Annotated in this window: 20 protein-coding genes; 10 read left to right on the forward strand and 10 right to left on the reverse strand. The window is 39.9% G+C overall.

Annotation, left to right across the window (positions count from 1 at the left end):
- The first annotated feature begins 73 nt into the window (after nt 1-73).
- The 4 genes from H5183_RS05510 (at nt 74) to H5183_RS05525 (ending at nt 5,329) form a co-directional block, all read left to right on the forward strand.
- On the forward strand, nt 74-1,486 hold the full coding sequence (locus tag H5183_RS05510; RefSeq protein ID WP_182731138.1) for an MBOAT family protein: 1,413 nt from the start codon (nt 74-76) through the stop codon (nt 1,484-1,486).
- A 19-nt stretch (nt 1,487-1,505) separates the two neighbouring features.
- Nucleotides 1,506-2,681: a hypothetical protein gene (locus tag H5183_RS05515; RefSeq protein WP_259397110.1), complete on the forward strand. Its 1,176-nt coding sequence runs from the start codon at nt 1,506-1,508 to the stop codon at nt 2,679-2,681.
- A gap of 222 nt (nt 2,682-2,903) precedes the next feature.
- Complete coding sequence (locus H5183_RS05520; protein WP_182731140.1) at nt 2,904-3,809, forward strand: ABC transporter ATP-binding protein; 906 nt, start codon at nt 2,904-2,906, stop codon at nt 3,807-3,809.
- Complete coding sequence (locus tag H5183_RS05525) at nt 3,809-5,329, forward strand: hypothetical protein (RefSeq protein ID WP_149981755.1); 1,521 nt, start codon at nt 3,809-3,811, stop codon at nt 5,327-5,329. Before H5183_RS05520 ends, H5183_RS05525 begins: the two co-directional genes overlap by 1 nt.
- 100 nt (nt 5,330-5,429) lie before the next feature.
- On the opposite strand, the gene H5183_RS05530 is transcribed toward H5183_RS05525, so the two are convergent.
- The 4 genes from H5183_RS05530 to H5183_RS05545 are packed head-to-tail and all read right to left on the reverse strand — an operon-like array spanning nt 5,430 to nt 8,458.
- A complete protein-coding gene (locus H5183_RS05530; RefSeq protein ID WP_182731141.1) occupies nt 5,430-7,580 on the reverse strand; it encodes an exonuclease domain-containing protein in 2,151 nt (716 codons plus the stop codon).
- A 53-nt stretch (nt 7,581-7,633) separates the two neighbouring features.
- Entirely contained in the window at nt 7,634-8,002 is a 369-nt protein-coding gene (locus tag H5183_RS05535) for a TM2 domain-containing protein (protein WP_145240800.1), read from the reverse strand.
- Nucleotides 8,003-8,016: 14 nt separating this feature from the next.
- Nucleotides 8,017-8,229, reverse strand: coding sequence for a membrane protein insertion efficiency factor YidD (gene yidD, locus H5183_RS05540; RefSeq protein WP_220491300.1), 213 nt, complete (start codon nt 8,227-8,229; stop codon nt 8,017-8,019).
- Nucleotides 8,230-8,233: 4 nt separating this feature from the next.
- Nucleotides 8,234-8,458: a DUF4177 domain-containing protein gene (locus H5183_RS05545; RefSeq protein WP_145240804.1), complete on the reverse strand. Its 225-nt coding sequence runs from the start codon at nt 8,456-8,458 to the stop codon at nt 8,234-8,236.
- Nucleotides 8,459-8,756: 298 nt separating this feature from the next.
- Here H5183_RS05545 and betI point away from each other — a divergent pair, with 298 nt between their 5' ends.
- From betI to H5183_RS05570, 5 genes are all read left to right on the forward strand, one after another.
- Nucleotides 8,757-9,347: a transcriptional regulator BetI gene (gene betI / locus H5183_RS05550; protein ID WP_145240806.1), complete on the forward strand. Its 591-nt coding sequence runs from the start codon at nt 8,757-8,759 to the stop codon at nt 9,345-9,347.
- Between the two features lies 1 nt (nt 9,348).
- Entirely contained in the window at nt 9,349-10,812 is a 1,464-nt protein-coding gene (betB, locus tag H5183_RS05555; RefSeq protein ID WP_145240808.1) for a betaine-aldehyde dehydrogenase, read from the forward strand.
- A complete protein-coding gene (betA, locus tag H5183_RS05560) occupies nt 10,812-12,482 on the forward strand; it encodes a choline dehydrogenase (RefSeq protein ID WP_182731142.1) in 1,671 nt (556 codons plus the stop codon). The genes betB and betA overlap by 1 nt, the downstream gene beginning before the upstream one ends.
- Before the next feature lie 135 nt (nt 12,483-12,617).
- On the forward strand, nt 12,618-13,835 hold the full coding sequence (locus tag H5183_RS05565) for a BCCT family transporter (protein WP_182731143.1): 1,218 nt from the start codon (nt 12,618-12,620) through the stop codon (nt 13,833-13,835).
- 32 nt (nt 13,836-13,867) lie between these two features.
- Nucleotides 13,868-14,575: a TorF family putative porin gene (locus H5183_RS05570; RefSeq protein ID WP_145240814.1), complete on the forward strand. Its 708-nt coding sequence runs from the start codon at nt 13,868-13,870 to the stop codon at nt 14,573-14,575.
- Between the two features lie 57 nt (nt 14,576-14,632).
- Here H5183_RS05570 and H5183_RS05575 read toward each other — a convergent pair whose 3' ends face one another.
- From H5183_RS05575 to H5183_RS05600, 6 genes are all read right to left on the reverse strand, one after another.
- Entirely contained in the window at nt 14,633-14,848 is a 216-nt protein-coding gene (locus H5183_RS05575; RefSeq protein ID WP_182731144.1) for a helix-turn-helix transcriptional regulator, read from the reverse strand.
- A complete protein-coding gene (locus H5183_RS05580; protein ID WP_182731145.1) occupies nt 14,848-15,402 on the reverse strand; it encodes a DUF2975 domain-containing protein in 555 nt (184 codons plus the stop codon). The genes H5183_RS05575 and H5183_RS05580 overlap by 1 nt, the downstream gene beginning before the upstream one ends.
- Before the next feature lie 2 nt (nt 15,403-15,404).
- On the reverse strand, nt 15,405-16,259 hold the full coding sequence (locus H5183_RS05585) for an alpha/beta hydrolase (RefSeq protein ID WP_182731146.1): 855 nt from the start codon (nt 16,257-16,259) through the stop codon (nt 15,405-15,407).
- 215 nt (nt 16,260-16,474) lie between these two features.
- Complete coding sequence (locus H5183_RS05590; protein WP_182731147.1) at nt 16,475-17,719, reverse strand: hypothetical protein; 1,245 nt, start codon at nt 17,717-17,719, stop codon at nt 16,475-16,477.
- The gene (locus tag H5183_RS05595) at nt 17,716-18,552 is read right to left on the reverse strand and encodes an ABC transporter ATP-binding protein (protein WP_182731148.1); all 837 of its coding nucleotides are present in this window, start codon (nt 18,550-18,552) and stop codon (nt 17,716-17,718) included. Before H5183_RS05595 ends, H5183_RS05590 begins: the two co-directional genes overlap by 4 nt.
- Nucleotides 18,553-18,554: 2 nt before the next feature.
- A complete protein-coding gene (locus tag H5183_RS05600; protein WP_145240826.1) occupies nt 18,555-18,929 on the reverse strand; it encodes a GntR family transcriptional regulator in 375 nt (124 codons plus the stop codon).
- A gap of 93 nt (nt 18,930-19,022) precedes the next feature.
- Here H5183_RS05600 and H5183_RS05605 point away from each other — a divergent pair, with 93 nt between their 5' ends.
- Entirely contained in the window at nt 19,023-20,543 is a 1,521-nt protein-coding gene (locus H5183_RS05605; protein ID WP_182731149.1) for an alpha/beta hydrolase, read from the forward strand.
- Nucleotides 20,544-20,546 lie beyond the last annotated feature (3 nt).

The following is a 20,546-nucleotide window of genomic DNA, read 5'->3' on the forward strand; positions in this document are numbered from 1 at the left end:
CTCTGAATAAAGGAAAACAGTATGTTTACTCGTTACCAAAGAACAATTATTGAACAAAATATAAGGGGGCAACATGATATTTAATACCCCCATATTCTTTTGGTTTTTTGCCATTTTTATTTTGTTTTACGGTTTTGTTTTTTTAAAACAAAAACCCAAAGTGTATTTGATTTTAGTCGGCAGCTTAGTTTTTTATGGCGCGTGGAATTATAGTTTTATTCCCTTGCTGGTGGGCAGTGGGGTAGCCGATTACTTTATTGCTCAAGCTATATATAAAGCATCAACGCAGCAACGTAAAAAGCAATGGGTTACGTTATCTGTGGTGCTTAATTTAGGGTTATTAGCGGTGTTTAAATATGCTGACTTTGTACTCAATTCTGTGTCTGAGCTGTTATCTACGCTTGGTTACAATGCCTCCATTGAGACATTAGGGTGGGTACTGCCTGTTGGTATTTCTTTTTATACTTTTCAAAGTTTAAGTTACACCATTGATGTTTACCGTGGCGATATGAAACCACGTAAAGGCTTAGTTGAATTTGTTGCTGCTTTATCGTTTTTCCCACAACTGGTTGCAGGCCCAATTCTTCGTGCAAGTCATATTTTGCCACAAATGCACGCCATCGCCTTGCCTAAGTACACTGCTGTAAAACATGGTTTTTTGCTGATCACTGTGGGGCTGATTAAAAAAACTGGTGCAGATATATTGGCTATCCCTGCACAACATACTTTTGAGGCAAAAGGCCCCATAAGCACACTGGAGCTTTGGACTGGCGTATTGGCATTTGCAGGGCAGATATACGGTGACTTTTCGGGTTATACCGATATGGCAATTGGTATTGCGCTGATACTCGGTTTTAGTATTCCACTTAATTTTAGAGTGCCTTACTTCGCACTTTCTCCGGTTGATTTTTGGCGTCGTTGGCATATTTCACTCTCGACTTGGTTACGAGATTATTTATATATTTCATTAGGCGGGAACAGAAATAATAACCGCACCCGTAATGTGTTTTTAACTATGTTACTGGGTGGTTTATGGCATGGCGCAGCGTGGACTTTTGTTGCTTGGGGCGCATTTCATGGCGCTATTATCACTGCTACGCACTATTTAGCAGGGCTGAAAATATTTGCACGTTTTAATCAATCCAATGCACTGTTTGTAACTTTTATTAAGTGGGCCATCACGTTTTATTTAGTCCTTATAGGTTGGGTGTTTTTTGCAGCCAACGACTTAACTTCTGCCATAGATATTATTACTAATTTACATGTATTTAATTCAACAATAGCAGCTGGAAGCAACGCAATGACTATTTTTGTAATGACCAGTGTGTGGGTATTACTTGTACATATTATGGATTTTTACGTAATAAAGGGCGCTGACAAGCTGGAAAATAAACCCTGGTTATTTTGGCTGTTAATGATGTTAGGGCAAGGGGTATGTTTATTTATCGGGGAGCCAAGCAATGAGTTTATCTATTTCCAATTCTAATCATCAAGGTAGAGTAGCAATGACATCACAAAAATTATATGGAAAGTCGATTCTTGTTATTGGCTTATGCATGGCTTTCGCACTTGTCGGTATTCATCTTATTTTGCATGGGATGGGAGCAAATACTCAAGGCGCAATAGCAAGGGTTACTGAGTCACGTGCAGCTTTGCCACAAATAGTGAAAGAACCAAACGATGTTGTGATGTTTTTTGGCTCATCAATGACGCGTGCCGGATTTTCGCCACGAAAATTTGATGCTGATTTAGCGCAGCGGGGTAAGCAAGTTAAATCATTTAACTTTGGCTTTGGTGGGCTAAACCCGTACTTTCAAGATTTTTTATCACGACGTATTGCGGATGAATTTGTCAAAGAAGATCGCAAAATAAAGCTAACCATGATTGAGTTTAATCCTTTTCAAACCACGCAAACGCGCTGGAGCAGAGCGACCCCAGTTTTAGACTCATTTTTAACTTTACTCGCTAATGATCAGGAGTTAATGGTAATTGCAAAAAATGATCTTACTCGTGGCGTACGATTATTCAATATAAAATATTTGCGCGGCAATATTTCAGCTGAAATGATCACCAGTTTTTTGGGTCGAGAGATGTTTCCACCTAAATCGCATCAAACGTTTAAAGATGATGATGAAACTATTGCGCAGCGTCGCCGCTTAGGACGTTTACTCGGTGAAAAATTTGTAGAAGAATATCCTAATTATAAGGGCGCAGAATGGAGCTATGAATGGCAAGGGGGCGGTACAATCCCACAAGAGCGAACAGCAGAAACGTTAGCTATATTTAACGACTATTACCACGTTACGCAAACTGATAACGAAATGAAAAACGATCGCCTTAGTCGTATTCGCAGTGCAGATATAGAGCAGCTTCATTTTCAACCATTATTGGTTACGCATTTTATTAATATTGTAAAAAACTTTCAACGTGTATCTGAGAACGTTGAAGTGATCATGCTGCCAAAAAACAGTAAGTGGATAAAAACAACACCAGAGGCTGAAAAACGTTTAGCAGAAGTAATAGCGCAAATAGAGCAAGCCACTGGTACTAAAATGAAAAACCATCAAAATATACCGCAAATAACCCCGCAAATGTACCGTGATACCACGCATTTATCGCGTTATCGTGGCGATATTGCTTACACAGATTATCTAATAGAGCAGTATCAAAGTTTGTTTTAGTTTTTACTGCGGTTAGACTGAATAAGTTAAATGCATCAGCGGGTGAGAAAAATGACTACACGTTAACTTATCACGTTGATGTTTTTCGCCATTATTTGGTAAGAGTTGTTATTCAATATTGTTTATTTAAAAAGTTTAAAACTTAAGTTGTTGATTATTAATTGTTATTTACATGGCTTAATATTTGCTGAATGAGTGTAACTTAATTAGGAATAGACACTCATGCTATTAGATATTCAATCATTACGTCATCAATATAATAAAAGCAAAGATGCAAAATGCGCAATTAATACATTATCTTTGCAAGTTGAACCTGGGATTTTAGCCTTGTTAGGCCCTAATGGAGCTGGAAAATCTAGTTTGATGAGAATTCTGGCTACCATTATTAAGCCAACACAAGGTGTTATTTTATGGCAAGGCCAAGATATTGTTAAATCACCACAATTGTTACGCAAAGAGCTGGGCTATTTACCTCAATATTTTGGCGTGTATGAACAACTGTCGGGGTTTGAATTTTTGCAATATATGGCAGGGCTTAAAGGGCTTGAAAATGCACATGCCAATAGTGTTATTGATGATTTGCTGAATAAGCTTAATTTAACCCACGCCGCACATCAGCCGCTAAAAGGTTACTCTGGAGGCATGAAACAACGCATTGGAATTGCGCAGGCGTTATTAAATGATCCTAAATTATTGATCATTGACGAGCCGACGGTTGGTCTTGATCCGCATGAACGAGCCAACTTTAGGCAGTTATTGACTGAGCTTGCGGCGGATCGTTGCATTATATTCTCCACGCATATTGTGTCAGATGTTGAATCGATTGCGGACCGCATTGCCATTATGCGCGGTGGCACACTTATTCAATCAGTAACAGCGAATGTATTACAGCAAAAAGTGGCTGAAAAATGTTGGACATTAACGATTGAACCATCGGATCTGAAACAGATCCAGCATGAGTATATTGTTAGCCACAGCATTCGAAAAGAAGGAAAGCTTGAATTAAACCTTGTTGCGGATCATTGCCCTGATTCTAAAGCCACGGTACGGGCGGCATCACTCGAAGATGCTTACTTGTATTTTACTAGCGAGCAACCAGCACCTCGCAGCGCAGCGAGGATCGGTTAATGAAACAGATTTGGCAATGTATGGTCGCTGACTTTAAACAACGCACACGACAACAAAGTTATATGGTGACCTTGTTGGCTATGTCTGTATTAACGTTATTGTATTTTCCGTCCCCTGATGCGCAGTACCAAACACTAGTGATTAATGGCTACCGCGGCATTTATAACAGCGCGTGGATTGGTGTATGTTTAGCTATGCTAAATGTTATGTTCTTACCAATTATTTGCTTTTACTTGGTTAAAAATGCACTTGAGTTAGACAGGCAATCAAAAACGTGTGAGCTTATTGCAGCAACGTCGATTAGCAAACAGGCTTTTCTATTCGCTAAGTGGGGGGTAAATGTACTGATTTTACTTTCAATTGTATTGGCGATGTTGCTCAGTAGTGTATTGATACAGCTTTATTATGGCGAAAGCTATCAGGTTGATGTGTGGGCACTCGTTTGGCCGCAATTAGTGTTTGTTTTACCTTTGTTATTAGCAATTGCATCAATCGCTATTTTATTTGAGTCGATAACGTGGCTCAAAGGGGGGTTAGGTAATGTGGTATATTTTTTCTTGTGGGTTGGCTCGATAACGCAAAGTATTGAAGGAGTATCAGGCATTGGTGCAGTGCTTGAAAGTTTAGATATAGAGGTTGCTGCGCGTTTTCCAACAGAGCAGGGTGGTACCAATGTTGGCATAACAGCTAGTGAATCTGTAAAAACATTTGTTTGGCATGGGTTTGAGCCAAGTGCTGTGCACTTCCAAGGAATGTTGCCTTTATTGATAGTCAGCTCAATAGCTCTAAGCTTAGCATTTTTATTTTTTGATCGTTTTAGTAATGGCTCAATGAACGAGATTAAAAAGCAATGGCGAATAGTTAGCGTAATTGAAAAAGTCACAGGAATACTCGATAGAATATTTGTTGGCGCAACTAAGTCATTCGCTGTTACACGCTTATTACGATTAGAGTTTAAGTTAATGCTTAAAGGGCAAACAAATCTGTGGCTCATCGGATTGGTCATTTTGAATGTGTGCCAAGTTTTTGTTGATCAGAACCTGTTGCTGAGTCTTTTTTTACCTATGTCATTGTTGTGGTGTGTATTGGTTATATCGCCGTTAGGGCAGCTAGAGAGGCAAACAAATACTATTGAAATTATGGCTTATAGCAAGCAATCACCGCTATTACAAAGTATGGCTAGTTTCAGTGCTGGTTGGGGATTGTTAGCCTTTGCCTGTATAGGAAGTATTGCGCGGTTTGTAGTCATAGCTGAGTGGTTGTTGCTGGTGCAATTGTTTGTGGCTATTTCGTTTATGGTTTCGTTGGCCTATTTTTGCGGTACATTTACGCAGTCAAAACGAATGTTTGAAGTTGTGTTTCTAGTCATTTGGTACATAGGACCTCTGCAAGGTGGACTATATTTAGACTTTTTAGGGGTGAACAGTCAAGCGAGTTGGGATGCAGGAATGCCTTATTACTTTTTGGGTATTGCAGTTGGGTTATTAATGCTAACGGTAAGTATTAGACAGACGCGTTGACTTCTATAGCGAGGTAATGGGAGGGTTGCAATCAATACCTTGCTTTTATTTAGCAAAAGCTGGCTTTGGGTCATTTGCGCTAAAAGCTTAAGTTATTAAGTTAGTTAAATTTTTTTATAAGCAAAAGTAACTCAGCGGTTGCGCTGGCATCAGCGAGTGCTCGGTGATGGCTTGTCAGGTTTAAGTCAAAATGCGCACTGAGGTTACCTAAAGAGTATGATTTTAAACCAGGAAACGCTTTGCGAGATTCAACCACAGTACATAATTTGGGCATTTTAAAGTGGATACCTGCCATTTCACATTCTTTACGAATAAAGCCGTAATCAAAGTTTACATTGTGAGCCACAAAAATAGTGCCTTTTAGTTTATTAAGTAAAGTCTCAGCTATTTCAGTAAAGCGTGGTGCAGTTGCTACCATTGCGTCATTAATACCGGTTAAAGACACTATAAACTTAGGAATGCGCATTTGCGGGTTGATAAGTGTTGACCAAGTATCAATTACTTTGCTGTGTTGCATTTTAACTATGCCAATTTCGGTGATCCGATTGCCGCCTTTTAAACTACCAGTGGTTTCAATGTCGACCACGCTGTAAATACGATTGGGATCATTAACCCATTTTACGGCCGCAATGTGTACATTGAATCCATTATTTTTGAGGCAATCAATCGTTGTTAGCTGATTACGTCTTAATTTATCACCTGGGGCTTTTACTTCTTCAAAATGGAGTTTATTACCATTTAGCACCATCAAATCAGGGTAACCATCTTTAAGCTGCATAAAGCGCATGGTCATATTCTTTAAGTGACTTTTTAGCGCTGCTAATGAGCTATTTAAAATCAGCACTTCTAATGGTTGTAATAGCTCGCTATGCCAGCGAAACAGCCCATTAGCTTGCTCAAAATAACGGGCGGCACTTTTACAAACGTGTTTTAGTAAATCATCCGGTGTTTGCCAGTTTGCTAGTAGTGCTTCAATTTGTTGGTGTTGGGTATGATAAAAGCAGTCGGTTCTCAATGATTGTGGAAACATATCAAACTCATTGCAAGGTGGGGTGGGAGTATCTATATAAAGCTCGCGCCAAAAAACTAAACCAAAAAGGCTCTGCCAAAGCGTATTTTCGGTATAAAAAACAGTTAACCCTTGTTGAGTGTAGTGTTCTGTAACACCTTGCTCTACATCGTTTCGATAAACTTCGTCAATTTCAATAACACATTGCGTATCGGCGAGCATTGCACTTAAGCGAGAGCGAGTTTGCTTGTTAAATTTACGCATTAAAAAGTCATCAGCAAAATACAGTAAATCATCAGTGAGCGGATCTTCGATGATGGTTTCAAGCTGGATTTTTACCCACTCTTTATTACCTTGGCGGTATTGCTCGCGTATTTGTAATTCAGTTGCTTCAGCGCTATTTTCACAGGCATTTAAAAGTGTAAAACACAGCTCAATATTATATTTTTTTAGTTGTTGGTGAAGTCGTAAAAGGAGCTTGTTTTTAAGGTTGACTGCTAATGTACCTTCGGCCGGTTGATTAATAAGCTCAATAGCTAAAGCTTGATATTCGTCATCACTTTGCGCGCTTTTAAATGCCATGCGATAACGATTTAGCGCGTAGTTAGATTGCGCCTCTTCACGTGTATCAAAGCGAGCTAAACTTACTGTATGGTTTTCTCGTGTGGTTCTTAGGCCCAAATCACGCAGTACAAAGCTATTTTGATGGTTAATATCACCAGTGCTTAAGCGGCCTATGTATAGAAATTCAAAGTATTCATACACAGCAAAGCGGTTATTAATAACAAACTGGTTATAAAGGCAGGTTAAATGTTCCGGCTTAGTAGCAAAAAAATCGCAAGTCTGTGCTACCAGTTGTGCTTTAGTGACGCTTTTTTTAATACTAGGTTGGATATCGAAAGGCGCGAGTAGTGCTAGCAATACGGGTTTAGTTAGATGTGCGAGTACGTGTTGATAGTCGGTGTAATTTGGATGACTAATGAGCTGTGCTGTTTTTAGCTCTTCGAGTGCCAGTGCAGGGCTGTCTATTTCATTATAATTAAGCGTGGTGATTGCTACGAGTAAAGGTTTACGAGAATAAATGCGTGCCAGCATGCACTGGCCTTGCTCAGTAAGTCGGTTTACTTTATTAATGAAATCGACGTGTTTTTGCTCTAATAAGTGTCTGCATTGAGTGTCGATAAATGTTATTAGCTCTTTAAAGTGGGCTAAATAATATTTTTCGGGTAATTCTTTTTTCATAACACACACCGTAACTGTATAAAAAAACAGTATCTAGCATTTGCTTTAAGTAATCAAGAGTCGGTTAGTTGTTTTAGAATATCAGCCATAACTTGATTGTTATATTGATGGACGATGCGTTGACTCTTAAAAAGCTGTGGTAATTCAATTAACAAAACGACGATGATTAAAAATACGCCAAAGCTATAAATAGTGAGTATGCCAATTAGCATCAGCGTTAAATTCACCGCACCACGTTGAAATTTACCTAAGTAAAAGTGGTGTAAACCTGCGGCAAAAAACCAATTCAGTACCGCATAAGTATCAGGGTCTTTAACGAGACGCTTTTCTTGCTGGTAAAATAGTTTACGCTGTTCAGGGGACAATGCATTTACTTCTGAACGAAGCTGCTCTTCTTGAGCATTTAGTTGTTCTGATGTCATGGCATTAATAAGCCTCAAGGAAGTGGATCGGATTTTACGGTTACACAGTCGGGGTTATTGCAACGCCGTATTCTTTTTACGCCAATAAACAGACCTTTCACTAGCCCATATTTAGTAATTGCTTGATGAGTAAACTCTGAGCAGGAAGGACTGAAATTACAACTAATATTAAAATGTGCCTTAGCGCCGCCATTTTTTTGATAGCGGCGAATTGCACTAAGCGTCATTGCTTTAAGCACGGTTTCTGCCTAACGTTAAGATCACAGCTTCGCGTGACCAAAATAGCAAAAAACGTTTGCTTTCGATAACCTGAAATACCAGTTGCCAGCCATTTTGTGCTTCATCATTAAGTGTTGCTTCTAGCCTTTTAAGTGGTAACCCGCTCGAACCTAGCAGCAATGTGCCACAGCCACCCTCAACAACATGCAATACTTTATATTCATTAAAATTAGACATCGAGTTTCCTGTAGTTTGTTTTTTTGATAGATAATTCTGTGATTTTAAAAGTGATACCTGAGACTAACCAGATATGATTTTCAACCTAATATAGCTGATTTTTTTCGCATTTACTTAAAAAGCAGCTGTTTTTCGATTTTTTTCGCAACTTTTTTCTAAGCCGATTTATCAACGCTAGGACAGTTACTTAGGGTCACTTAGCTCTCTTCATTTTAGCCTATTCACAGTTTGTCAACCTTGAATTATCAGTTCCATTACTTTAACCTTTATTTTTATTGAACGTTCAATTAATAAAAATATGCCTAAAGTTGGAATGGAACCTGTCCGTCGTCAGCAGCTAATTGACGCTACTATTAGTTCGGTTGCTGAATTTGGCTTACAAGCAACAACCATTAATAGTATCAGTAAAAAAGCAGGATTATCGTCGGGCATTATTAGTCATTATTTTGGTGGTAAGCAGGGCTTGATAGAGGCCACTGTGCGTTATTTATTAACCAATCTAAAACACGAGCTGATCAAACAAGTAACGCCAACAACGACCCCTGAGCAAAGGTTAATGCTGATAATAGAAGCTAACTTTGCCAGATTACAACAGCGCAGCGATACCACTAAAACTTGGTTAAGCTTTTGGGCGCAATCGATGCACGATGTTCAGTTGCATCGCTTACAGAACGTAAATAGCCGACGACTTCTTAGTAATTTAGTCAGCTCATTTAAACAATTGATGGGTGATGATGAAGCCAAACTTGCAGCGCAATTATGTGCGGCAATGATCGATGGCTTATGGTTAAGAGCGGTACTAAGTAAGTCTGATCAAGATCAATTTGCACATTGTGAACAGCTAGCAAAAAACTTTGTATGTTCACTTATCAAACAGTATGGAGCTTAATGTGACAACACCTGTTTATCAAAACTTTATCAATGGTCACTTTTTAAAAAATCAAAGTGGCGAAACATTTGCAGTTAAAAACCCAGCAACAGATGACGTAATTTATTATGTAGAAGTGGCAGATGCGTTTATTCAAAATGCGGCTATTCAAAGTGCTAAACAAGGATTTGCTGCATGGTCAACTATGAGTCCGATTGAACGTAGTCGTATCTTACTAAAAGCGGTTGCATTATTGCGCGAGCGTAATGATTTACTTGCAAAAATAGAAGTGCTAGATACCGGTAAACCATGGCAAGAAGCCGAGTGTGTTGATGTGCAAACTGGCGCTGATGTAATCGAGTATTTTGCAGGGCTAGCACCTGCCCAAGTTGGCCAGCAGCAAATGGTTGGCGAAGATTTTTATTATACCCGTAAAGAGCCGTTAGGGATTTGTGCCGGAATTGGTGCGTGGAACTACCCGCTGCAAATCGCTTGTTGGAAATCCGGCCCAGCTTTGGCTGCCGGAAATGCATTTATTTTTAAACCTTCTGAAGAAACGCCACTTGGCGCAATTAAGCTTGCCGAAATATTCATCGAAGCGGGTGTACCAGCGGGTGTGTTTAACGTGGTGCAAGGTGCAGCAGAAGTCGGCCAGTGGTTAACACAATCAGCTGACATTGAGAAAGTATCGTTTACCGGCGAAGTAGGCACAGGTAAAAAAGTAGTTGCTAGTGCTGCGGGTTCATTAAAAGATGTCACCATGGAACTTGGTGGTAAATCACCACTGCTAGTATTTGATGATGCCGATATTTCACAGGCAGTAAGTGCTGCAATGTTAGGTAATTTTTATACGCAAGGTGAAATTTGCACTAACTGCACCCGTATTTATGTACACAAAAATGTTTATCAGCAATTTATTGATGAGCTTAAAACACGCACTGAAGAAAATATTATAGCGGGCGATCCACTCGATCCTAACGTTAACTTTGGCGCATTAATTTCCAAAAAGCATCAACAATTAGTGATGAGCTATATCGATAAAGGCATCAGCGAAGGTGCAACGTTATTAACGGGTGGTAAAACACTTAGCCCAGCCTCTGCACCCAACGGTTACTTTGTTGCACCGACGGTATTTATTGATTGCACTGATGATATGACGATCGTCAAAGAAGAAATCTTTGGTCCCGTAATGAGCGTATTAACGTTTGATGACGAAGATGATGTAATTCACCGTGCTAACGATACTCACTTAGGCCTTGCTGCAGGCGTGTTTACCAAAGATATTAAGCGCGCACACCGTGTTATTCATCAGCTGCAAGCAGGTATTTGTTGGATCAACAGCTACGGCAATTCGCCAGCAGAAATGCCTGTGGGCGGTTATAAGCAGTCAGGTATCGGTCGTGAAAATGGCATTGAAACACTTGATCATTACACCCAAACTAAATCGATTTATGTCGGTATGACTAATATAGAGAGCCCATTTTAATGACTGCACTAACGTATGATTACATCATAGTGGGTGCAGGGTCGGCGGGCTGTGTACTGGCTAATCGTTTATCCGAAGATAGCCGCAACCGCGTTTTATTATTAGAGACTGGCGGCAGCGATAAAAGCATTTTCATTAAAATGCCTACCGCGCTATCAATTCCGATGAATTCAGATAAATACGCGTGGCAGTTTCATAGTGAAGCTGAACCGCATCTAGATGATCGTCAAATGCACTGCCCGCGTGGCAAAGTGTTAGGTGGCTCATCATCTATCAATGGCATGGTGTATGTACGTGGCCATGCTAAAGACTTTGATGAATGGCAACAACATGGTGCACAAGGGTGGGATTATCAATCCTGTTTACCGTATTTTCAAAAAGCAGAATCATTCTATTTAGGTAAAAACGATTATCGTGGTGATAGCGGCCCTTTGGGTGTGAACAACGGTAACGAAATGGCGAACCCGCTTTATAAAGCCTTTATCAAAGCGGGCCAGCAAGCCGGATATGCAGCCACTGACGATTATAACGCAGCGCAGCAAGAGGGTTTTGGTCCAATGCACATGACCGTTAAAGACGGTGTGCGCAGCTCTGCAAGTCGTGAATATTTAGACCCAGTGAAGTCACGTAAAAACTTAGTTATTGTTACTGGTGCGTTGGCTGAAAAGGTGTTGCTTGAAGGCAAAAAAGCCGTTGGTGTGCAGTACAAAGTTAATGGCGATATTGTTAAAGCAAAGGCCAGTAAAGACGTTATTTTAAGTGCCGGTCCGATTGGTTCACCGCATTTATTGCAACTTTCTGGTATTGGCGACAGCGAAATACTTAAAGCAGCGGGTATCGAGGTTAAGCACCATTTACCCGGGGTTGGGCAAAACCTGCAAGATCACTTGGAGTTTTATTTCCAGTATAAGTGTAAGCAGCCAATTACCTTAAACGGCAAGCTTGGCCTTATTTCAAAGGGCCTTATTGGCGCGCGTTGGTTATTAAACCGCAGCGGTCTTGGGGCGACTAATCATTTTGAATCTTGTGCATTTATTCGCTCAAAACCGGGGGTTGAGTGGCCTGATATTCAATATCACTTTTTACCTGCGGCAATTCGTTATGACGGTAAAAGTGCTTTTGATGGCCATGGTTTTCAGGTCCATGTAGGGCATAACAAGCCTAAAAGCCGCGGTGCAGTAACAATTAAATCGGCTGATCCAACGGTTGCACCTAAGATCCAATTTAACTATTTACAGCATCAAGATGATATTGAAGGGTTTAGAGCCTGTGTGCGTTTAACGCGTGAAATCATTGAGCAAAGTGCGTTTGATGATTACCGCGATGGCGAAATCCAACCAGGTAAAGAGATTCAAACCGATGAACAAATAGATGCTTTTGTACGTCAGGCAGTTGAGAGTGCTTACCATCCTTCATGTTCATGCAAAATGGGTGAAGATGAACTGGCAGTCGTAAACTCAAACACTCAAGTACATGGCATTGAGGGACTTCATGTGGTGGATTCATCAATCTTCCCAACAGTTCCTAACGGAAATTTAAATGCGCCAACCATTATGGTGGCAGAAAAAGCGGCTGATCTAATTTTAGGTAAGCCACCACTTAGTAAATCGCAAGCAAAGGTTGCTGTTGAGTCTCAATGGCAAACTGTGCAGCGTAGTTCGGAGATTTAATAAAGTCACCTGCAGCATACTTTGTGCTGTGGGGCTTGCAGTGGCGCGCATCATAAGTTGTTTGTGGTGCGTTAATGCGAGGCTAAAAACACGGAGACGTAATGATGTATTTTCATTTATTTTGGGGAGGGAATTATGACCTTATGGCTTAGCGCAGGCATTATTTTCACCCTACTAGCAATTGTTGCAATTTTAGTAAAATGGGGCAATGTAAAGTGTGTTGGCGTCACACCGGTAAGAACATTTACCTTTATCGCCATCTTATTTACATCAGGCTTAGATGTTGGCTTGATCATGTTTCCACTCACTGAGTTTGCAGGTTATGCAGACATAAAAGCAAGCCCAGAGTACGCGTTTGCCAATCCACTAGCTATCGAGTTTGGTTATTGGGGCTTTCTGATCTGGGGATTCTATTTCCTTACGTGCTTTTATTTCTGTGTAATAGAACCTAAAGTGAAATTTTTCGAAATTCCTTGGGTTAAATTAATCAATAATGTAGTTATTATTGGTACTTGTGCCTTCACCGCTTTCTTATTGCTCTCTAACCTACCTTGGTATTTACCTAGTCTTGGTGATGGTGAGTCGATTATTCCGTCATTTTATTTAATTGTATTCGCAGCTATTTGCTTTGCGGTGTATTCAAGCACCGATATTAAATATGTACGTTTTCTAAGTATTTCAACTACCTGGTTATTTATAGCACTAATTGGTTTTATGTGGCTTGGCGCATTTATGGGCGAAAATGGCCAAGTGTCAGATTTTACAAATAATTTAACGTTAATTGGTAGTTACTTTGGCAATATCAATCAGTTTGTACTGCCACTCAATGATTACCATGAGTTTTATTTATTTTGGTGGTTTGCGTGGAGTATTATGATTGGTCAATTCACTTCACGTTTTGTCGGTGGATTAAAAACCTATCAAGTATTGGGGGCAATGTTAATTTTCCCTTCAATCCCAATCGCAATTTGGTTTGGCGTGCTTTATCAGTATCACGAAGCAGGCATTGATACACAAGGGATCAAAAATATAGCAATGGTATTTGTTGGCGTAGTGTTTGTGATCAACTCGCTTGATTCACTGATCCGTTTATACACCGACAATATGGGTATGACGGTTAAACGTTTAGGTAAATTTAAATATATTGCGCTAAATGTTGTCGCTCTTTCATTATTAACCCTATTATTTAAGCAGAACTTTCTACAAATCCAGTGGGTCGGAGTGTTAGTGATTGGTTTGTTCTTTGCGTGTGCAGCCTATATTGCCTATAGCAAAGTTAAAACTGTGAGTAACATTGATAGTTCGCCGAAAGACAACAAAATTGACTACACAAAAATTGAATCAGCTAGCTAGATATTAGCTTATACAGTAGCGAAGGAATTAACATGACAACACAAAAAACATTATTAGCAGTCGCATTACCGTTTGCACTTTTTTCAACCTCAGTATTGGCTGATTGGTCAGCAACCGTAACCGGCGCATCAGATTATACCTTTAATGGTGTGAGCCAAACGCAAAACGACCCAGCGTTACAAGGTAGCCTTGATTATTCATTTGGCGAGTCAGGCATGTATGCTGGCACGTGGGCGTCAAACGTTGACTTTGGTGACGACACAAATATTGAATGGGATGCTTACTTCGGTCGCTATGCGCAGTTAAATGAAGCGCTCAGTATTGATTACGGCCTTGCGTATTACAGTTACCATGGGCAAAGCAACTCAAGCGATGGTAACTACTTTGAAGCCTACACTAAATTTGGTTACGCAAGTGAGTTAGGGCAAACAGAGCTTAACTTTTGGTATAGCTGGGATTATTTTGGTACCGGCGCAGGTCATGTGATTTCTATGGTTGCACACACCATTGAACTTGCACCTAATCACGCACTGCGTGCCAGCTTTGATATTTCAAATTCACTCGATGGCGATAAGTTTGCATGGGATACCGATGGTAAATCGTATAACCACTATCGTCTTGCTTATCAAACAAGTTTAGCGGGTTTTGATATTGAGGTAGCGGGCGAGAACACCAGCCTAGATATTGATACTGCAGATGAGCGTATTGTATTGTCTATAGGCCGTACATTCTCACTATAAGTGTTTTAAATTATTTTATTTAAACAGCAAAACGGCCATTAAAAAAATGGCCGTTTTTTATTTGTTATCCTCTTCAATATACCTAAGTATATCGCCTGGTTGACACTCTAGATGCTCACATATGGCATCAAGGGTACTAAAGCGCACAGCCTTCGCTCTGCCAGCTTTTAATACTGATAAATTCTGTGGTGTAATACCAATGGCTTCAGCCAGCTCGCTTGATTTCATTTTACGTGTTGCTAGCATGACATCTAAATCTATTATTATCGGCATCAAATCACAAGCTCTTGTTCTTGTTGTAATTGGTGTGCTTGTTTCATTACCCAAGCTATTACGTAAATTATAAGCCCAGCGAGTAACCCTATAATGTCGGTATCGCTGATGAATATAATACGGGTAAGCTCGTCGCTCGTTATAGTATTGATTAAGGTCACAAGCAAAGCAGGATAAATGGCAGTAATCACAAATTGTAGAAGTAACACACCACCGAGCCATGTGAAGCAACTAATATTTTTAGCGCTAAAAAACAGTCCCTTGCGATAAAGCGAAAACAAACGAAGTAAAATAATATTTATTATGATAAATGGCAGGACTTGGATTAAACCGAGCCAAACTAAAGCATTATAGTGATTTTCTGTTAATTGTTTAGCTGCGTTGCTCCATGAGCCATTGACTTCAAGACCTATCCACATATGAGCGCTACCTTCGACGCCTAAATTTAGCTCTGAGCTAGTGAATAACACCATACTTAGGGTGATCAATATAGTGAATAAGCTGAGTAATAGTAAGGTTAAAATGATATTGCTCATCCAAATTATTTTCTTCATTGTTATAAGCTGCTTGACGTTAATTGAGTTAATAATACCTCATAATGAGGCTTTAATTCAGTTCCATTTAGCGTATCGCCATGGTGTTTTCCAGATGCGATATATAATTGCTTTTGACTGGATGCAGCATGTTTGAATAAAGACTTTGCCAATGATATTGGTGTTTGTGTATCATTTTCACCCGTTATAATTAGCAGCGGTGATTTATATTGTTTTACAATTTTAAGGTTATCAAACTCAAGTAAGCCATCAGAGTAGTTAATAGTGATAAAAGGTTTTGCGTACCAAGGAACTCTAGTGTCGGTCATTTCTTGAACATTAGTAATACTGCCTTCGAGTACTAAGCCATCAATGTTTCTTTTCGTTGTGACATAGCCTGCTATTACGCTTCCTAAAGAGTGTCCATGCAAAATAATTGGTTTGTTGTTAATGCGAGGATTCTGTTTTACGTAATCAAATATACTAAGTGCATCTTGCTTTAGGTTACTAACGGTAGGTGAGCCATCACTTTTTCCATAGCCACGATGATCAAACATCACTATATTTGTTTGTAGTGGCAATAGTGCCTCTAAGGGTTGTTTTGCAGCAATATCAACTCTGAACTGATTTCCCCCAAAGTAGACTATAGTGGCTTTAGCGTTTGCGACGGTTATAAGAGTTCCGCGAAGTTTAATGCCATCAAACGCTGTAATCTCAATAGGGTTTAAATTTGCTGTATTATTAATATTCTGGAGTATGGTTAGATCAATCCCCTGATCTGGTTTAATAAAGTGTGACTCCTTAACTTCTATTGTTGTACATGCCGTTAGGATCAACAGGGTCATCGATAGCAAGAGGTTTAAACAGAGAGCTTTCATTTTAGTTCCTTTAAGTTAAAAAACTAAGATGCCATTAAAATGAACTTTAAACAATAAAAAATTATTGTTTTTCGATAATTTAAAATGCTGTTTATGAGTTTATTCTTCAGCAGCTAGAACTACCATGGGCAAATACTTTTAAATGGGCTGGGCGCCAATCACATGCGCTAAACTTTATTAACGACGAAGTTCAATTCAATGATTGGCCTTAATTACTATAAGTACCTAGCGGTTAAGTGATTTGCTCCCGCCATAGCTGTCGCATAGAGACTCATTAATACAAGCAGAGTTAAGCTGTCACCGTGGTCAAACATATAGTTTGCTAGGCCCATATTTAATCCAAACGTTAAGCATAAAATTACACTTAGTAAGTTTATGTTTTTGCAAATATTACCGATCGCAAAGCTAAGTAGTAAACCAGCAGCACAGGCTAACGAGTAACTTAAAGCATTAACTAGTAACAACTCTTGGTTAGCAAGAGTAAGCGCAGCTGCTGTGCTAAAACACAGTAAAGCTACGAGTGCTGCTAATTTTAAAACACTGTAACTAAGTGCGACTTTTGCGCTGTAGCTAGTGTTGTAAATTGGTAGGGTAAATAACAGCTCCCATGAGTTTTGCTTTTGTACTTTGCTCCATAAACTTAATGTAACAATCGCGAATAAATTCAGCGTTAAAACAAAAATGGCCTGCTCAGTGATATTATAAAATAGATTCGCCACTACACCGAAAAAACATAAAAGTGTAATTAAAATAAGGTATTGAGAGAGTCCAGAGCCAACAAAGTAGCTAAGAGGGAATAACCCTTTATTAATTGAGCTGCCGTAATTTGATAAAAAACCACTGGGAACTGGCGACCAACCAGATTGCAGACCATTACGATAATTTAGTAATGAATCGGGGCGCCATTTGTACGCAGATGTAAAGCTTTTATGAAATAACACGATAGCAATAAAAGCAACGACGTTAACGGGTATTAGCCAAACTGGCAGTTGCTCAATAAGCACACACACTAACGTAGCTATAAAGAAGCTGAAATAGCAAACAGAGGTAAATAAATGGCTGAATGAGCGATTTAAAAACCAGATAATAATGCCAACAAGATTGGCCATCGTGAGCGTTGCTAATAGATTGATATTGCCCGCAATTATGATACTCAAGATAGAAATTAAGTTACTCAATATAATGAATACTTTACCTTGAAACATCACATGTTTACGGTAACCAACAACTAAACTCTGCCATTCAGTGGCTTGCAAGCGAATACTTTGCCAAGCTATCGCGCTGTACATACAAATAATTGAAAACATGATCATTAGTCCGATCAGATCTTCAATACCTGTAGCTATAAGGCATAGTAATGTCGTTATAATTGCAGCGATGAAATAACTGGCACAGCCGACGTCTTTTAACCAAAAACTGACAGCACCTTGATACCATGGACATTTACTGGCTTGCATCATCCATGTAACTCCACAAACAGCTGTTCAAGAGACAGTGTATTGATTGCTAGAGCACCAACAACAGTTTCACCTGTATAGCCATAAATAATGGCACAATTTTGCTGCCTGTTAAGTACCTTGTATGCACTGAGATCAATCGTCGACTCTTTAAAGCTGACTTTTCTAACGGTGTCGCGAATGACATCTAATTCGTCGAGTAACAGTAACTCGCCTTGTTTTATAAGTGCAATGTGGCTGGCGACGCGCTCTATGTCAGAGGTGATATGTGATGAAAATAAAATTCCGGAGCCCGAATCTATTGCTAAATCGAAAAGATCACTCATAAATTCGCGTCTAGCAATTGGGTCTAAGCTCGCCACCGGCTCGTCTAAAATAAGTAGCTGGGGTCTGTAGGCCATGGCCATAATAAGGGCCAAAGTTTGACGCTGGCCGATTGAGAGATCATTAATCGCATCCTTGCTATTCAATTCAAAGCGCGCGAGCCATTTTGCTTCTAATTGCATATCCCAATTTGGGTAAAAACTGCGATGTAATGCCAAAGCGTCAGCAATTTTAAAACCTTCATAACCAAACGTTTGCTGGGCGACATAACCAATTTTTTGTTTACTGCTGGCACTTAATTGATGACTTAATTCACCTAATGCTTGTACTTCACCCTCATCAGGCTTTACTAAACCCAGCGCGCTACGTAATAAGGTTGTTTTACCTGCACCATTTTTACCTAATAAACCAATCACCATGCCAGGCTCAACATTAAGGTTGATGTTGTTTAATATCAGACGTTGGTTGTAATGTTTAGAGACATTTTTATAGCTAAGAAGTGGTTGTGTCATTGTTATAATTCCCACCGTTTTTTTATTAGTTCGGTTAAAGTCGGTTGTGGCACATCGAGTTGTTTGGCTTGCTGAATAAGTTGATCGATAGCTTTAAAAAGTAAGCTCTCTTGTTGATCGGTTTGTTGTGCTGTTTTTTGTGCGACACGGGTTGCTTGGCCACGGCGTCGTTCTAACCAACCTTGATCCACTAATTGACCAATCGCTCTGGAAACTGTCATAGGATTAACAGCAAAGTGATCCGCTATTTTTCTCACGGACGGAAGCTCTTCACCTGCAGCTATTTGCTCACCTACAATTAAACGCACAATTTGTTCATGTAATTGCTTATAAATGGGATCGCCACTATTGGGGTTGACATTAATAAATTCTAGCATTACTCTTTCTCTACTGTATTAATACATTAATACACCGATACACTAAGTAATAAGTTATCACATTAAGTGTAAAATGCAAACAAGGGAAAAGTGATGAAAAGCATATCAAATTGTTTTAATAGACTGATAATTAAAGTGATGATGCCAATTTTAATGGTTGCATCAACTGCGTCATACGCAGAAAATAATCAAAATAACCAACCAAAACTGACGCCATGCTATATGGAAGGGCTGTCTGATCGATTGATGTGTGGCAGTATTGCTCAACCATTGTCAGATGATCCAAGCGAAGGGGAGATTGATATCCACTTTGCAGTTATACCTGCAATCAAGCCCAGTCATCCTGATGAAGCGGTACTTGGTTTTGCCGGTGGCCCGGGACAAGGGGCTATAGATTTAGCGAGAATATTTGACCATAACTTACGTTTTGCTCGCGAAACTCGTGACATAGTCTTGGTTGACCAGCGTGGCACGGGTTATTCACATCAATTGCAATGTGAAAGTGATGACCTAAAAACCCAGTTTGCTTTTAATGATGTGATTGCCGATCTTCAAGCCATGGGAGCAGAAGATACGCAAAAATGTAAAGCAAAGCTCAATATTGATTTGAGCAATTTTACTACGCCTGTTGCGGCAAAGGATTTTGAAGCTGTGCGTGTTGCTCTTGGTTATAAAGGCTTTCATTTATATGGGGTGTCATACGGCACACGTATAGCGCAAGAATACATGCGCCAATTTCCTAATGCTGTTTTAACGAGTACCTTAGATGGCGTTGTGCCAATGCAGCAAAGTCTGGCTGCCATAGGCGGAGCGGTTGATGGTTCACTGGCTGCATTATTCAAGCGCTGCGAAACTGATGCTTTATGCGCAGCCCAATACCCTAACTTAGCAAATAACTTTAATTCATTGCTTACGAGGCTTGAACAACAGCCTGTACAAACACAGGTTAGACACCCACGCACCAATGACCTTATTGATTTTACAATCACTAAAATGAAGCTTTACAGTGCGATACGATTTGCGCTTTACGGCCATGCACAACGTGCGATTGTACCAATGGTTATTGAAAAAGCACTAAGGGGTGACTATTCACCATTGGCTGGCATGATGGCGAATGTTGATTTAACACAATCTTTAGCAATGGGTATGCATAACGCCATCGTTTGTGGTGAAGATTGGCCACGCTTAACAACGCAAACCCGCGCTCAGTACAGTAAAACTTATATGGGCAAAGCAATGATTGCGGGGTTGGATATAGCGTGCCCAATTCTGAATGTAAAAGCCGTTGACGAAACATTTTATCAGCCGCTAAAAACCAGTACGCCAACGTTACTTCTTTCTGGTGGACGCGATCCTGCTACACCTGCAAGTTGGGCCGAGCTTGCGATGGTTGAGATGACAAATGCCACCCACTTAGTTGCACCGACTGCCACCCATGGCATTGGCTCACAAACCTGTGCGCCGAAAATCATTGCCAAGTTTATCGACCAGCAAAGTATGCAAGACATTGACAAAACCTGTATTAATGATGCAAATGACAAACCGTTTTTTATGAATATTAACGGCGTAGCCGTTGCCAATAGCCACCCAGCTGATGCAGCTAACAAGGAGTAAGTG

It is taken from the genome of Pseudoalteromonas sp. SR44-8 (assembly GCF_014163635.1).
Classification (GTDB): domain Bacteria; phylum Pseudomonadota; class Gammaproteobacteria; order Enterobacterales; family Alteromonadaceae; genus Pseudoalteromonas; species Pseudoalteromonas rhizosphaerae.